Genomic DNA, 15052 nt, shown 5'->3' on the forward strand with positions numbered 1-15052 from the left:
ATTGAAGAGCAGTTTTTGCTGTAAAAAAATACTCAAAGTGACCAGCAGTATAAATATGACGGCACCTATACTGTCAGTCTGCGCACCAGAAATTTCAACGCTATCCAAGGACGGCTTAGAGCGAATAGCCGTCATTGGAGTTAGTTTAGTCGATCGGCAGCTTGCCCAAGAAAACGGCCCGTCGATGAAACAATCGGTATGGCAGGTCTGGGCCTATAACCAGCCCGTCGTAGTCAGAGGTAAATGAAAACCGCAATTTGTGAAGTAAAATATGATCTTATTTTAAACTCTCAATATAATAGAGACATTGAAACGACTTTGGGACTTGATTCTGTTCCGTTAAATAGGGGAAACATCTCAATGAAAAAAATCTCATGCTTATTATTGGTAATGACTTTATATTGTTCCTTTTTAAATACCGCATTGGCGCAAAATGATACGCTTGCTTTAGCTCCTTTACCCTCACTAGATGACTTCACGAAAGGTGACGATGGCTGGAGCTTCGGTCTTGGACTTGGCATTGAATATGAGACTGCGTATGAAGGCTCAGACGAATTTGGAATAGAAATCCAGCCAGCTGGCGCAGTTCAATGGCGCAATGGTGACAATATTTTCTACTTTGCAGGGGAAGCAATAGGCTGGCGCGGTCTTCAAGGTGACACTTGGCTGTTAGAGGCCTTACTGGGCTTTGAGGAAGGTCGAGAAGAAAATGACTCGGGCGACGGACGGCTAGATGGGCTTGGTGAACAAGATGAGGGTTTTGAATTAGTACTTCAGGCTCGCCGAGCATTTACTGGCGATTGGCGCTATTGGTTAGTCGGTCGGGTGGTAACGGGGGGGGATGGAAATTTAGGATTATTTGGTGTGGGTCGTCGCTTCGGAGAACAACTTGATGGCACCGGTTCTGAAGTTAATTTGGTCGCAGTCTTTCATGACAGTGAATACGCCAATAAGGGTTTTGGCATAGACCCCATGCAAGCTGCGGCATCAGGCTTGGATGCGACTGCGCTTAATGGAGGATTACGGTCTATTGGGGTTGATTATAGTTACCGACATTACATCAATAACAATTGGCAGATTTATGGTGAAGCACTTTTTGAATATTACAGTAGTGAAGTCCGAAAAAGCCCCATTGCTCGCAGTAACTACGAGACTGAGGTAGGCATCGGGTTCATTTATATATTCTAACGTCAAAAATCTAATAGTCTGCTTAAATTACAAGCAGGCTATGACGCATCAGTTTCTAAACGACCGCTTTCTGCTAATTGGGATCGTTCATTGGGTAGAACGTGAACAGCCGCTTTTGGTACGATTGAGCCAGACTCTGTTACAGAGTCTGGCTCACTTTCTATGAATCAATGCCCTCTGAGACCTCAAGGGCGTCATCAACCTCGATACCTAGGTATCTAACGGTACTTTCAAGCTTTCGGTGGCCTAGGAGCAATTGGCACGCTCTCAGATTCTTTGTTTTCTTGTAAATCAAAGACGGTTTTGTTCTTCGCATTGAGTGAGTCCCGTACTGTGTATGATCTAATCCAATGCTCGAAACCCAATTATCTACTATGCGCCCATATTGCCGAGTCGAAATATGTTCGGATGATTGGATTCTAGATTTGAACAAATAGTCATATGAGCTAAGTTTATGATGTTCGATTAAAGCTGAAAGAGAAAGTCGTGTACTTTCTGTTATTTCGAATTGAACTGGTGTACCTGTCTTTTTCTGAACAATAATAGCTCTCGACTGAATAGTCTTGCCATGAGCAACATCATTAACTTTCAAAGCGACTAAATCGCAACCACGAAGCTTACTATCGATGGCTAAATTAAAAAGTGCCAAATCTCTGATCTTGTTGAACAACTCTAATCTGATTCGAATCGCCCAAATTTGTTGGAGTTTAAGCGGTAGTTTTTGTCCTACTAGCTTGTCTTTATTCCAAGGCTCTTTCTTATGGTAAATTGCTAATTGATACATTTTGAATCTCCTACGTTAATGGAGATCTAAGTTTAGTAGGCTTGCTAATAGTCTTTAGGTTGAAATGCAAACGGAGTCTTTGAGCGAATAGCTGACTTAGATTTTTTCTTGTAGAATTGAATAAATTAGCTGTCATAAATTTAAGGGAAGCAATGAACTTTCTAAAAGGATTTTTAACAATCTCTGTATTTTGGATGGGAGTTGTTAATGCAGAACAAATTCTTGATAAATCCAGAGATAGGTTGATTCCGTTCGAAGTATCTTATCCACTTGATAAAGTGAGCTGCACACCTGAAATTAAATGCCCTGTGGCGTTTTTAAGTGCTGGATATGGCGTTTCACATACTAAATATTCGTTCTTGGTTAATCAACTAATTAAGCTTGGTTACATGGTGGTTGCTATCGGTCATGAGCTTCCGAGTGATCCACATATTTCAGTTAAGGGGAACTTATTTGAAACTAGAACTGAAAACTGGGTAAGAGGAGCAAGAACGCTAGATTTCCTTAAAAATGAACTTCAGACTCGTTATCAGGAATACGAGTTTGAGGCTTTATTACTAATAGGCCATTCTAATGGTGGCGATATTTCTTCATGGCTTGGAAATGAAGCCAAACCTTATGTGAAATCTATTATTACGCTTGACCATAGGCGTGTCCCGTTACCTCGAACTAAATATATAGATGTTTTGTCTATTCGGGGAAGTGATTTCCCTGCTGACACAGGAGTTTTACCTTCGCAAAAAGAAAGCATTATTTTTGGTAGTTGTATCATAAAAATTCCAGAGTCTAGACATAACGATATGTCTGACTATGGGCCTAATTGGCTGAAAGACAGAATCGCCACTTTAGTAAAAAATTACCTATCCAAAAGAGCCTGTACAGAAGAATAGGATAATCTAATGTCATTTGAATCGCGTGAGGTCACATACAAATTCTGGTTAAACCCAATGACGGCACTAGGCAGATATTCGGCTTCGAGCGATCAGGAGACAGTGGACGACTTTCTCGGCTATTACTGGTTTACTGAAAATGCGGACAGTCAACGCATTGAGTATCAAAGATGAATTTTGCCAAAAGTAGACCTTTAGCACTTTGACTCAATCAAACCTTCAAGGTCAAAAATGTCACCAAGCTTGACGCTTGCAAAACTATGTAATTTAGATGCTGAGTAAGCTAAACGGACTTTATTAACGCTTTGCTCTGATTCAAATCAAAGAGGTGCATAGGTTTGCCCCTAACAGCACATTTCTAGGGATTTGAGTCATCGGATATTTGTTTTGAAAGAGCTATTGGTTTTACTTCTCCAAGTTTACGATTCCTAACCTTTATATTTAAAAGCTCTACAGTAATAGAAAAAGCCATTGCAAAATATATGTAGCCCTTAGGTACGTGCACATCAAAACCTTCAGCAATTAATGTAAATCCAATAAGTATCAGGAAGGATAGTGCAAGCATTTTAATAGTTGGGTTGCTATCTACGAAATTACCGATAGATTCCGCAGCGATTAACATAACGCCAACAGAACCAACAACAGCAATGACCATAATGCTTATGTGATCCACCAAACCGACAGCGGTTATTACCGAATCTAGAGAAAATACAATATCCAAAATTGCCACCTGAACGAGAATAGAAAGAAAACTGGATACTTTATTTGGACTGCTCGCATTTACCGCTACCTCCAAACTGTTATGGATTTCATGTGTTGATTTTGCAAGAAGAAAAAGACCACCAAAAACCAGAATCAGATCCCTTCCAGATATTTCGTTGCCAAAAACAGAGAATATTGGCTGAACTAACCCCATTACCCACACAAGACTAAAAAGCAGTAACAACCTACTTCCCATGGCTAATGCTAACCCTATTTTTCTAGCCTTATTTCGCTGACTTTCTGGCAATCGGCCGACAAGTATTGATATGAATATTATATTGTCTATGCCTAGAACTATTTCCAAAGCAAGTAAGGTAGCCAAAGCCACCCATGTCTCTGGAATTAAAAATAATTCAACCATAATTAAAAGCCCTTCTGTTAGTAGAGTTTATTCGTGAGTCATTGCAAGGTTGTGTCACCATGCTTAAATACTCTAAAAATATAAAATGTTCCTAAATCATACACTAAAGTATTTCAATAAAGGACGAAACCAAGAACGTTTAAAAAACCAATTCCAAGATTACCGAGGGAGTGGAAGTACCTTTTGTGACGGACTTTGCCGATTACATGGCTAAATCCAATCAAAGTTTATTGCTAAGTTGTAACTAAATAAAAATTATCATTTTTTTCTGTAACCTTAGGTGAGTAGTCTCTCAATAATGTTTGAGATAATCGTCAACAATCTCCGAAAAGCAGTTCGTGGCGGTTATGTCCTTATGGATTGAAGACTTAAGGCAAGGGTTGCTCTCGGGGGCAGAGAATTGGGCTTGCCTGTACTGATGCCACCCAAGGAAATAAATATGTGTACTGTTTATGAACTTTGTACATTCCCCGATTTTGATAGGGTGCATGCAGTATCTTAATGTTGTCATGCTGGAGATGTTGCTACAGTGCCTGTCGTTTGGTTGGTTTGCTCTTAGGTTAGACTGGTTCGCGGCCTAATCATCAGTGGCTGTTGTCTTCGTTAGTGTTGAAGACAGCTATCTATTAGTAGGCGTTGAGCATGCATTTACGCATACTCCGATGGCGTATCCTTCTGGAACAACGATCAAAATAAGTCTCTTGTTAGGTTGGATTCGAGAAATATCTTCGCGCTTTTCGTTTTTACTTGCTAACCCCAACTCCACAGTGGCTGCTAATGCTAAGTTACTGGGGGTAGCTTCCAGAGAGACTGTTATTAATTGGAGCGCGTTTTTAGTCGGCGGTGTCGCATCTCTTGCAAGGGCGTTGACAGGTATTCACTTTTCCTTAAAATGCCGAAGTCAGTCGGGGATATGGCCTTATGTGATTTATCGAATCATCTTGTTAGGACGCATTCGTTTCATTTTTTTAACTTAAGGTAACGTTATGACACTCGCTATTTTAGCCATTTTAGGTGGATTTATTCTATTGGTTTGGAGCGCCGATCGCTTTGTTGAAGGGGCATCTTCGACAGCTAAGCATGCAGGGATGCCCTCATTACTCATTGGTATGGTAATTGTTGGCTTCGGCACGTCTGCTCCAGAAATGGTGGTTTCAGCAATGGCGGCACTAGATGGTAATCCAGATTTAGCCTTGGGGAATGCGATAGGTTCAAATATTGTTAATACTGGATTAATTCTTGGTGTGACAGCACTTATTATGCCGATTATGGTGCAATCCAAAATTGTCCGAAAAGAAATCCCATTGTTGTTACTTATAGGCTTATTGGTGGGCTACTTTCTCTGGGATGGCGCTCTAACGCGTTTTGAGGCTGTACTTCTGCTGGTTGGATTCTTTGTATTGATTGGCTGGAGCATTTTTTCTGCCATGAAGGGGAAAGGCGACGCATTAGAAAGCGAAATGGAGCAGGAGTTGGTTGCTCATGCCATGCCTATCAAAAAAGCCATTTTTTGGCTAGTACTCGGGCTTGTATTGTTGATTGTAAGCTCTCGTGTGCTTGTTTGGGGGGCAGTCAGTATTGCTCATGCACTTGGCGTGAGTGACTTGATCATAGGTCTAACTATCGTCGCATTAGGGACGTCATTACCCGAGCTTGCCGCTTCGGTTATAGCGGTCAGAAAAGGCGAACATGATATTGCCATTGGCAATGTGGTTGGCTCGAACATGTTTAACTTATTGGCGGTAACAGGGATTGCGGGTGTTATATCACCCATGACCAGCCTATCTTCAGATGTATTATCTCGCGACTGGTTAGTCATGATGGGCATGACGGTGGCATTATTGGTTATGGCATATGGTTTTCGACGAGCAGGCCGTATAAATCGATTTGAAGGGGCGGGCTTGCTCGTCGCTTTTTGTGCCTACAACGTCTGGTTGGTTTCATCAGTCATCGCTTAACACTAAGCGATGACTATTTGTTAGGAAAATACGCGTTTAAATGCCGTATTAGACGTGTATGAATTACAAGAGAAGTTTATGAAAGAATCACTCATTCAATTTTGGCAAAATCACTCTGAGACAATTGTTGCCCTAGGTTACAACTTGATATTGGCAATCGTTATATTTGTAGCGAGCTCCCTCATTGCTCGGGCTGTTCGTAAGGCGATAAGAAATACCAATTCGAAACTCAAAAAACTGGACGCAACGCTCATCCCAATATTTTCAACCGTAGCCAGCTACGTTGTTTACATTATTGGCAGTGTGTTTATTTTAGATATATTTGGTGTTAACACGGCCAGTCTCATCGCGCTTGTTGGGGCAGCAGGCCTTGCAGTCGGATTAGCGTTGAAAGATACCTTAAGCAACATAGCCGCTGGTATGATGCTACTGATATTGCGTCCTTTTAAAGCTGGTGACTTTATAGAGTTCGGCGCAACCCAAGGGACTGTCAAAGAAATAAATCTGTTTACAACCATTCTTGAAACAATTGAGGGGTTATATATTGCATCGCCCAATAGCGTGCTGTGGAGTAACAATATTAAAAACTTTACCCGAAACGGTAAACGAAGAATGGATATAGTCGTCGGTATTTCCTACTCAGATTCTATTGATGAGGGATTTGCGGTATTGAAGAAAATCGCGGACGTTGAATCTAGGTTGTTGGTTGATCCTGCTCCTCAAGTCATGGTCGCTTCAATGATGGACAGTGCGGTTAATATCCAACTTCGAGCGTGGGCAAAAAATGAAGATTACTGGGCTGCGTATTGGGATTTGAACAAACGGGTGAAAGAATCGATTGAAGAAGCGGGTTTGACCATTCCGTTTCCACAAAGAACGTTGCATGTCGTTGCAGAACAAAAACTGCCTGTTTTAAAGGAAAAACAATGCAGTAATTAATAACATCAGGTTGAGTCAGTCTAACAATTGGTCTGACCGCGTATTCCAAATCTTTAGATGTCAAGGGACTTACTGGTGCTGATCAAGGAGTTACTTGGCAAGTTTTCTGTATAAAGTATTAGTATAGAACACAGCTATTTCGAGCTTATATAGAGGCTAAATTTACTCGTATAGACAAGAGTATTCTCAATTATCAAAGTGATTCGACAATTGAACAAGGTAACCATAATATCGCGTTATTTACCTCTTAATGTCAGCGAGCAATAGACAGTTAGGTCTGCGAAGTTAGAGAGGTCAGTAGTGTAAACAATCGGTGTTTTGATCAAACAATTGAACTCCTTTTCGAGTTTTGGGGATTTAATAAAGACAACACACGTCAAAACACAGTGTGTTGAATGTCTCCTTTCCCCTAGTTAGGATCGTTTCATGAGGGGTTTGGCTATGACAGCTTTTGGCACTCAGGCGACAGAGGGCTCCAAGCAAAAAGCGGATCTTCGATTATTTACGAGTGAATATTGCTTTTATAAAGTAAAGCAGTCACACAAATTTAGATTTCCTTTCAAATCACTATTTTTTGCGGTTTAAATCCATCAAATATGTCGGGTGCGTTACTGAGAAGTCTCACTAACAAGGCCAGTCAAATTGGACTAGAATTCGATATACAGCTGTCGTTAACCACAGCATTCTGTTGTCACAAATTGCAATGAGTTTTAATGGCACATTCGTTGTGTAACCAACCCGGTAAATTCCCTTTTACAAAGAATAGAGTTATCTCTTTTTTGTTTGCTTATTCGCCATGTTTTTAAATGATTCTTATCGGGGGGATTTCGGGGCAGTCTAGTCCAACAAACTTGGCGCTTAATCTGGTTAATTGGCCTTCTGCATGCATAGTAATACTTAGTGACATTTTACCCAACATTACCAAAGCTTTTTACTCTTTAATTCCGTTTCTTACCAAGCTCGCTGTCATTTGTTATAAATACTTGCATTGGGGGCTGTAATCCGTACAATACGGCGTCCATTTATCAGGTAATAATTGCTTGATAGAGGGTACATTAAGTTAACGTTAACGCTACAACGAGTTTGAGGCAAATATGGTTACTATTCGTTTACAGCGTGGTGGTGCAAAAAAGAGTCCATTTTATCAAGTGGTAGTGGCAGACAGTCGTCGTTCACGCGATGGTCGTTTTATTGAAAAAGTAGGTTTTTTCAATCCTACTGCACAAGGTTCTGAAGAGCGTTTACGCTTAGACCTTGGCCGTGTTGAGTACTGGGTTGGGGTAGGCGCAAGCTTATCTGAGCGCGTATCTCGCTTGGTAAAAGACGCTCAAAAAGTAGCAGCTTAATTGCTGTTGCAAAACAATATAGAGGGTTAAATGAGTCACTCGTCTGACACATTGGTAGTTGGCAACATCGGCGCACCTTACGGTGTCAAAGGTTGGGTCAAAATTACCACTTTTACCCATGAACAAGACGGCGTGTTTACTTATACACCTTGGCTTTTAGGTCAAGAGAATAAGGAATACGTTGTTGACCAATGGCGAACCCACAATAAAGGTTTAGTGGCCAAGTTGGTTGGGGTTGAAACCAGAGATGATGCTGAAAGTATCAAAAATCTCGACATTTCAATTAAAGCACAACAGCTACCTCAATTGGCAGGTGACGATTTTTATTGGCGTGAGTTAGTCGGCATGCAAGTAGTAACTGAAAAAGGTTATAGCTTGGGTGTAGTAAAAGAATTGTTTGAAACAGGCGCTAATGACGTAATGTTAATTAAAGCTAATTTGAATGATGCTTTTGGTCAAAAAGAACGCATGGTTCCGTACTTACTTGACCAAGTTGTCAAGCAGGTAGACCGTGAGGCGAAGACAATCACAGTAGATTGGGATCCTGCATTTTAATGCAGTTACCGTCACAGGATGTACAACGTAGGTTTGGTGTAGTTACTCTGTTTCCAGAAATGATGCAGATGTTTACCCAACAAGGTGTTACAGGACGCGCCGTTAAAAACGGCAAGGTGCTAGTAGAGTGTTTTAATCCTCGTGATTTTACACACGACAAACACCGGACTGTAGATGACCGTCCCTACGGTGGTGGTCCTGGTATGTTGATGATGGTTCAGCCTCTAAAAGATGCAATTCTTGCGGCAAAAAATGCGGCAGGAGAACAAACGAAAGTGATTTACCTTTCTCCCCAAGGGAAAAAGCTGGATCAAGCCGGGGTAAAAGAGCTTGCTGAAAATGTGAGTTTGATACTAGTTGCTGGTCGATACGAAGGTGTTGACGAACGGGTAATTCAAAGCCAAGTAGACGAGGAATGGTCGATTGGTGATTACGTGTTAAGTGGCGGCGAATTACCGGCGATGATCTTAATGGATGCGATTTCGAGGTTGGTGCCAGGTGTACTTGGACATGAACAATCGGCACAGCAAGATTCGTTTAGCGACGGTTTGCTCGATTGTCCCCATTATACCCGTCCCGAAAACTTGGATGGCAAGCTGGTTCCTAAGGTGTTGTTAAGTGGTGATCACGACAAAATCAGGCAGTGGCGTTTACAACAGTCGTTAGGTAGAACCTGGCAACGACGCCCTGAATTATTAAACGATCTAGCTCTGACTGAGGAGCAGCAACGTTTGTTAGCTGAATACCAGCGACAAGTTCTGCAGCAAAACGACAGTTAATCTAGAATGAGAGGATATGATGAGTAAAGTAAATCAAGATATCATCAAAAAAATTGAACAAGCACAGCTTAAGACTGATGTTCCTGCGTTCGGCGCTGGTGACACAGTAGTTGTGCAAGTACGCGTTAAAGAAGGCGAAAAAGAGCGTCTTCAGGCTTACGAAGGCGTTGTAATCGCTAAACGTAACCGTGGCCTACACTCTGCTTTTACAGTTCGTAAGATTTCTGACGGCGAAGGTGTTGAGCGTATTTTCCAAACACACAGCCCGGCAATCAGTTCTATTGAAGTGAAACGTCGTGGTGATGTTCGTCGTGCTAAACTTTATTACTTGCGTGACCGCTCAGGTCGTTCTGCACGTATCAAAGAAAAGCTTAACTAATATAAATTTTGCGTTACCGTTAACTTATAAAAAAACCCGCTTAATAGCGGGTTTTTGTTTATAGCCTTCAGTATTGCATGTGTGACTTTTTTGACCCTCTTCTTCACAATAATCACTCACTAACTTGATGGCGCCGAGTTTATTTGCCGTTTAGTTGCAGATTATTAATATTAGCGTTGTAACAAGGGCAGTTTGTTTGCCACACCATTCCATTCGTCAGCGTCTTCTGGTGCCGCTTTGACTTCTATAATGTTGGGCCATACTTTGGCAAGTTCGGCATTTATCTGCAAAAATACCTGTTGCTCACTACTTAATTGAGTGTCTTGCTCTATTGCATCAACCGGGCATTCAGGCACACACAGAGCACAATCAATACATATATCTGGATCAATGACTAAAAAGTTCTCACCTTCAAAAAACGCATCCACCGGGCATACGGCTACACAATCGGTGTATTTACATTTTATACAGCTATCAGTTACTACGAAGGTCATAATTTACATAAAGTGAGATGGATTCAGGTAGCGTGATCATAAAGTAGCAAGGCAAAAAAACAAGCAGCTTAGGCGATTAAATACCCTAATTAATACTGATTTACCTACCTTATATTGGCTAAGTAACTTAAAATACGCCGCCCTGACAGATGGCCTGTCTGGTCGTTCAAATTGATACTGGATTTTATTATGTTACGTCTTACCGAAATTAAATTGCCTTTAGATCATGCTCAAGCCGCGCTTGAACAGGCTATTTTAGATAAATTAAAAATAAGTAAGGCGCAATTACTGTCGTTTGAAATCTTTAAACGCGCTTACGATGCACGTAATAAAAAAGACATTCAATTAATTTACACCTTTGACATTGAAGTGAACCAGCAAGACGAATTGTTGCAAAAATTTGCCAATGATCAACATGTTCGCATCACACCAGATATGACCTACAAGTTTGTGACACAAGCACCCGCAACCTTAAGCGCCAGACCAGTGGTCGTAGGGTTGGGGCCTTGTGGTCTATTTGCTGCCTTAATATTAGCGCAAATGGGTTTTAAACCTATTGTATTAGAAAGAGGCAAAGCGGTCCGTGAACGCACAAAAGATACCTTTGGTTTTTGGCGTAAACAGGCTCTCAATCCAGAATCAAACGTGCAATTTGGTGAGGGTGGAGCGGGCACATTTTCAGATGGAAAATTATACAGTCAAGTAAAAGACCGCAAACACTACGGGCGCAAAGTACTTCATGAGTTTGTTGCAGCCGGTGCACCAGAAGAAATTATGTATGTCAGTAAACCGCATATTGGTACCTTTAAATTGGTTAATATGGTGGAGAAAATGCGTGCACAAATTATCGCCCTCGGTGGTGAAATGCGCTTTAGTACTCGGGTTGAAAAACTCCAAATAGAAAATCATCAGCTCCAAGGCTTACATTTATCTAATGGTGAGTTCTTAGCGGCCAAACATGTCATTTTGGCAATAGGTCACAGTGCTCGAGATACCTTTGAAGCCCTATATGAACAGGGTGTTTATATTGAGGCTAAGCCCTTTTCTGTTGGTTTTAGAATTGAACACGAACAGTCTATGATTGATGCTTGCCGTTTTGGTGACAATGCAGGTAATCCTATTTTGGGTGCAGCCGACTACAAGTTAGTGCACCACTGTAAAAATGGTCGTACGGTTTATAGCTTTTGTATGTGTCCGGGTGGAACTGTGGTTGCTGCCGCGTCAGAAGAGGGCAGAGTGGTAACCAACGGTATGAGCCAATATTCTCGCCATGAGCGCAATGCTAATAGCGCCATTGTGGTGGGTATTACACCAGAAGTGGATTATCCAGGGCATCCTTTAGCAGGTATCGCTTTACAACGCAGTTTAGAAGAGCTGGCTTATAAAGTCGGAGGTGAAAACTATCATGCACCAGCCCAACTCATTGGTGACTTTTTAGCGGGTAAAGTCAGTAATGAGTTAGGTGACGTTAAACCTTCCTATACGCCTGGCATTACCCTAACTGATCTTAGCAAAGTGGTGCCTGATTTTGTTATCCAAGCGATCCGTGAAGCGATCCCAGCCTTTGATCGTCAAATCAAGGGTTTTGCTAAAAAAGATGGTTTATTAACCGGCGTTGAAACTCGCACATCTTCACCTATTTGTATTAAACGTGGTGAGGACTATCAAAGTGTCAATACCAAAGGTTTGTATCCCGCTGGCGAAGGGGCAGGTTATGCCGGTGGAATTTGGTCTGCTGGAATTGATGGCATCAGAGTGGCAGAAGCTTTAGCCTTAGCCATGATGGCCGACGTCAAACATGACTGATATTGAACTGACTGAACAACAGAAGATGGTGCAGGGCCTTCCGTACTTTCCAAGTAACAAACAGCTGCAACAAGAGCGAGCGAAAGCCAAGAAGTTATGCCAGTTATTTAATCAGCATGACATCGATGATCGCAAAGGAGGTCGGCGTATTATCAAAGAGCTATTTGGCAGCGTTGGAAGTGCGTGGATAGAGCCGTATTTTTATTGCGACTATGGCTATAATATTCACGTAGGCAGCAATTTTTATGCGAATCATGGTTTAGTTATTCTCGATGCTGCCTCAGTGACGATTGGTCATGATGTCATGCTGGCCCCTGGCGTTATTATTTCGACAGCAAGCCACCCGCTCAATGCCGATGAGCGTAAAAAAGGCATTGAAATCGCGCGGCCAATTACCATAGGCAACAATGTATGGATAGGAGCCGGGGTAAAAATATTGGATGGTGTGTCCATTGGTGATAATGCGGTGGTTGCCGCTGGTGCGGTGGTCAATAAAAATGTTGCGGCCAACACGCTAGTGGCTGGGGTGCCAGCAAAGCTAATACGCGAATTATAAACTGCACCATGCGTATCATGGTTATGGTAAACAAAGCATAAAGCAAAGATCATGTGCAATTGAATCCAAATAATCCGATTGGCAATAGGCTTCCTTTACCGTTTAAGTCACTCTATTATTCGACAATTGATTGCCTACTTGTGGTAATTTTTAGCTGCTTTAACTGTCATAGTAGGAGTCAAGTTTGCGCCACCTTGAATTAGAAAATGCCTTAACCCTAATTTTAAAAACATATCCAGAAGGGAAAAGTGAATACGAGCTATTCAAATTATTACAAGCAAAGCCCTATCAAATTTTCGATAAAAATTGTCTATCCGAACCTTTACTAATGTTTCAAAGCCACTTTGTATTGTTTCACAGTTTATATCAACTGCGAGCGGCTTACTTGTGTGAACAAGTTTCTGATATCAGGATCCATCCATCAAATATTAGATTATGGCCCTATCACAACAATAAGCCCGGTATGACAGAACCAGATAAGTTGCAAGGGTATTATTTAGATTGGAATAACTTTAGCGACACAACAGAAGGTGATGTTGAAAAGCTCTTGCAAAGCTTTTGGAAAGCCATGCAAGGTCAGCAATCTGTGCCTGATAGGGAGAGTGTTAAAGCGGCCTATGCTTACTTTGACCTCGCTGTAGATAGTGACTTTCGTCAAGTCAAAACGGCCTACCATAAATACCAGCATTTACATCATCCTGATAAAGGCGGCGATACAGAAAAGTCACAACAAATAGAAGCTAATTTCAAACGCTTAAAAGCCTATTTAAGCTGAAATAATACAAACCCTGTTGGAAAATCCCATTGGTGGTTTTGCCAGCATTCGTTCTCACGCTTATTAATCAAAAGCAAGCAAGGGTAAATGGCTTGCAATCAGGCTACACTTCAATATGCAATGTGTTTTTAATCTTAGTTCAGCGATTGTGTTTAATTTGCACAGTTATTAGCGGTATTAAGTGTTTTTTAGCGTAGAAATCAATAATCGCTTGCATACAAAATTCTATCCTGTTAAAAAGTCAACCCTGTTAATAAATATAGATTTTAAATGATTGTAAATAAAGGTGTACAAGCAATTAAGGTTTGAAATATCTAATCTTTTGAAAGCATCTAATCTATAATTCCCAGTCAGAGCTTTGACGCAGTTAAGAGTAAATTATGTTACGCGATAGTATAAACAATATAAATGTCACCTCAGAGAAAGTATTAGTCACTCCTTCAGCCTTAAAAGCTGAATTGCCCGTAAGTCAACAATCACTTGAAATTATCCAGTCTTCACGCCGAGTAATTAGCAATATAATTCATCGTCGTGACCATCGATTTTTAGTTATTTGTGGGCCTTGCTCAATCCACGATGTCGAAGCGGCAAAAGAATATGCTCTGAAACTTAAAGAGTTACATGAGACCTGTAAAGATACTTTATACATTGTGATGAGAGTCTATTTTGAAAAGCCCCGCACCACGGTGGGATGGAAAGGCTTAATCAACGATCCACATATCGACGGAACCTTTGATATTGAAACTGGCTTGCGAAAAGCTCGTGAACTACTTATTTGGTTGGCTGAACTGGAATTACCTGTTGCAACCGAAGCACTAGATCCAATCAGTCCGCAGTATTTAGCTGAATTATTTAGTTGGTCAGCAATTGGCGCACGTACCTCTGAGTCGCAAACTCACCGGGAGATGGCCAGTGGTTTATCTATGCCTGTCGGTTTTAAAAATGGCACTGATGGAAGTCTTGGTATTGCTATAAATGCCTTGCAATCTGCTGCCTCAGGCCATAGTTTTATGGGGATCAATGGTGATGGACAAGTTAGTATCATTCAGACTCAAGGTAATCCCGACGGTCACATTATTCTGCGAGGTGGCAAACAACCCAACTTTGATTCGGTATGTGTTGCCGATTGTGAAACTGAAATGGCCAATGCTAAATTAAGTGCAGGCTTAGTTATTGATTGTAGTCACGCTAATTCAAGCAAAGATTTTCGCCGTCAACCCTTGGTTGCACAAAATGTTGTTAATCAAATATTAGAGGGTAATCAATCGGTTATCGGTATTATGCTGGAAAGTCACTTAAATCACGGTGCTCAAAGTAGCGATGGTAAAAAACCAGCCGACCTAGCCTATGGCGTATCGATTACCGATGGCTGTATTGATTGGAAATCTACGGATGACGTGATCAACCATATCCGAGATAAGTTGATTACTGTATTACCGATGCGCTTAAATAAGATGAACGATAAATAATTGTCAGGAAG

Annotated in this window: 17 protein-coding genes; 14 read left to right on the forward strand and 3 right to left on the reverse strand. The window is 41.3% G+C overall.

Annotation, left to right across the window (positions count from 1 at the left end; translation table 11 throughout):
- Window positions 1-55: 55 nt before the first annotated feature.
- Both ABKW31_RS04885 and ABKW31_RS04890 read left to right on the forward strand, forming a co-directional pair.
- Window positions 56-247 carry a hypothetical protein gene (locus ABKW31_RS04885; RefSeq protein WP_348615101.1) on the forward strand — a complete coding sequence of 64 codons (192 nt, stop codon included), beginning with the start codon at window positions 56-58 and terminating at the stop codon, window positions 245-247.
- 113 nt (window positions 248-360) lie between these two features.
- Complete coding sequence (locus ABKW31_RS04890) at window positions 361-1188, forward strand: MipA/OmpV family protein (RefSeq protein WP_348615102.1); 828 nt, start codon at window positions 361-363, stop codon at window positions 1186-1188.
- 160 nt (window positions 1189-1348) lie between these two features.
- Here ABKW31_RS04890 and ABKW31_RS04895 read toward each other — a convergent pair whose 3' ends face one another.
- Window positions 1349-1972 (reverse strand): tyrosine-type recombinase/integrase, encoded by a 624-nt coding sequence (locus ABKW31_RS04895; protein ID WP_348615103.1) that lies wholly within the window; start codon window positions 1970-1972, stop codon window positions 1349-1351.
- A 152-nt stretch (window positions 1973-2124) separates the two neighbouring features.
- Between ABKW31_RS04895 and ABKW31_RS04900 the strand changes: the two genes are divergently transcribed.
- Both ABKW31_RS04900 and ABKW31_RS04905 read left to right on the forward strand, forming a co-directional pair.
- On the forward strand, window positions 2125-2862 hold the full coding sequence (locus ABKW31_RS04900) for an alpha/beta hydrolase (RefSeq protein WP_348615104.1): 738 nt from the start codon (window positions 2125-2127) through the stop codon (window positions 2860-2862).
- Window positions 2863-2871: 9 nt separating this feature from the next.
- Window positions 2872-3036, forward strand: coding sequence for a hypothetical protein (locus ABKW31_RS04905; protein ID WP_348615105.1), 165 nt, complete (start codon window positions 2872-2874; stop codon window positions 3034-3036).
- Between the two features lie 184 nt (window positions 3037-3220).
- On the opposite strand, the gene ABKW31_RS04910 is transcribed toward ABKW31_RS04905, so the two are convergent.
- Window positions 3221-3985, reverse strand: a complete 765-nt coding sequence (locus ABKW31_RS04910) for a TerC family protein (protein WP_348615106.1) — start codon at window positions 3983-3985, stop codon at window positions 3221-3223.
- A gap of 986 nt (window positions 3986-4971) precedes the next feature.
- Here ABKW31_RS04910 and ABKW31_RS04915 point away from each other — a divergent pair.
- From ABKW31_RS04915 to rplS, 6 genes are all read left to right on the forward strand, one after another.
- Window positions 4972-5943 carry a calcium/sodium antiporter gene (locus tag ABKW31_RS04915; RefSeq protein WP_348615107.1) on the forward strand — a complete coding sequence of 324 codons (972 nt, stop codon included), beginning with the start codon at window positions 4972-4974 and terminating at the stop codon, window positions 5941-5943.
- A gap of 78 nt (window positions 5944-6021) precedes the next feature.
- Window positions 6022-6882 carry a mechanosensitive ion channel family protein gene (locus ABKW31_RS04920; protein ID WP_348615108.1) on the forward strand — a complete coding sequence of 287 codons (861 nt, stop codon included), beginning with the start codon at window positions 6022-6024 and terminating at the stop codon, window positions 6880-6882.
- Between the two features lie 1094 nt (window positions 6883-7976).
- Window positions 7977-8228, forward strand: a complete 252-nt coding sequence (rpsP, locus tag ABKW31_RS04925) for a 30S ribosomal protein S16 (protein ID WP_306021474.1) — start codon at window positions 7977-7979, stop codon at window positions 8226-8228.
- Between the two features lie 30 nt (window positions 8229-8258).
- Window positions 8259-8783: a ribosome maturation factor RimM gene (rimM, locus tag ABKW31_RS04930; RefSeq protein WP_348615109.1), complete on the forward strand. Its 525-nt coding sequence runs from the start codon at window positions 8259-8261 to the stop codon at window positions 8781-8783.
- On the forward strand, window positions 8783-9562 hold the full coding sequence (trmD, locus tag ABKW31_RS04935) for a tRNA (guanosine(37)-N1)-methyltransferase TrmD (protein ID WP_348615110.1): 780 nt from the start codon (window positions 8783-8785) through the stop codon (window positions 9560-9562). The genes rimM and trmD overlap by 1 nt, the downstream gene beginning before the upstream one ends.
- A gap of 19 nt (window positions 9563-9581) precedes the next feature.
- On the forward strand, window positions 9582-9941 hold the full coding sequence (gene rplS, locus ABKW31_RS04940) for a 50S ribosomal protein L19 (protein WP_348615205.1): 360 nt from the start codon (window positions 9582-9584) through the stop codon (window positions 9939-9941).
- A gap of 170 nt (window positions 9942-10111) precedes the next feature.
- On the opposite strand, the gene fdxA is transcribed toward rplS, so the two are convergent.
- Window positions 10112-10435, reverse strand: a complete 324-nt coding sequence (gene fdxA / locus ABKW31_RS04945) for a ferredoxin FdxA (RefSeq protein ID WP_348615111.1) — start codon at window positions 10433-10435, stop codon at window positions 10112-10114.
- A gap of 189 nt (window positions 10436-10624) precedes the next feature.
- Here fdxA and ABKW31_RS04950 point away from each other — a divergent pair, with 189 nt between their 5' ends.
- The 4 genes from ABKW31_RS04950 (at window position 10625) to ABKW31_RS04965 (ending at window position 15041) form a co-directional block, all read left to right on the forward strand.
- Complete coding sequence (locus ABKW31_RS04950; protein WP_348615112.1) at window positions 10625-12241, forward strand: NAD(P)/FAD-dependent oxidoreductase; 1617 nt, start codon at window positions 10625-10627, stop codon at window positions 12239-12241.
- The gene (locus ABKW31_RS04955) at window positions 12234-12797 is read left to right on the forward strand and encodes a sugar O-acetyltransferase (protein ID WP_348615113.1); all 564 of its coding nucleotides are present in this window, start codon (window positions 12234-12236) and stop codon (window positions 12795-12797) included. Before ABKW31_RS04950 ends, ABKW31_RS04955 begins: the two co-directional genes overlap by 8 nt.
- 184 nt (window positions 12798-12981) lie before the next feature.
- Window positions 12982-13572: a DNA-J related domain-containing protein gene (locus ABKW31_RS04960; RefSeq protein ID WP_348615114.1), complete on the forward strand. Its 591-nt coding sequence runs from the start codon at window positions 12982-12984 to the stop codon at window positions 13570-13572.
- Between the two features lie 380 nt (window positions 13573-13952).
- Window positions 13953-15041, forward strand: coding sequence for a 3-deoxy-7-phosphoheptulonate synthase (locus ABKW31_RS04965; RefSeq protein WP_348615115.1), 1089 nt, complete (start codon window positions 13953-13955; stop codon window positions 15039-15041).
- Window positions 15042-15052 lie beyond the last annotated feature (11 nt).

The sequence above is a fragment of the Paraglaciecola sp. 25GB23A genome, from assembly GCF_040012495.1.
Taxonomy (GTDB): Bacteria; Pseudomonadota; Gammaproteobacteria; order Enterobacterales; family Alteromonadaceae; genus Paraglaciecola.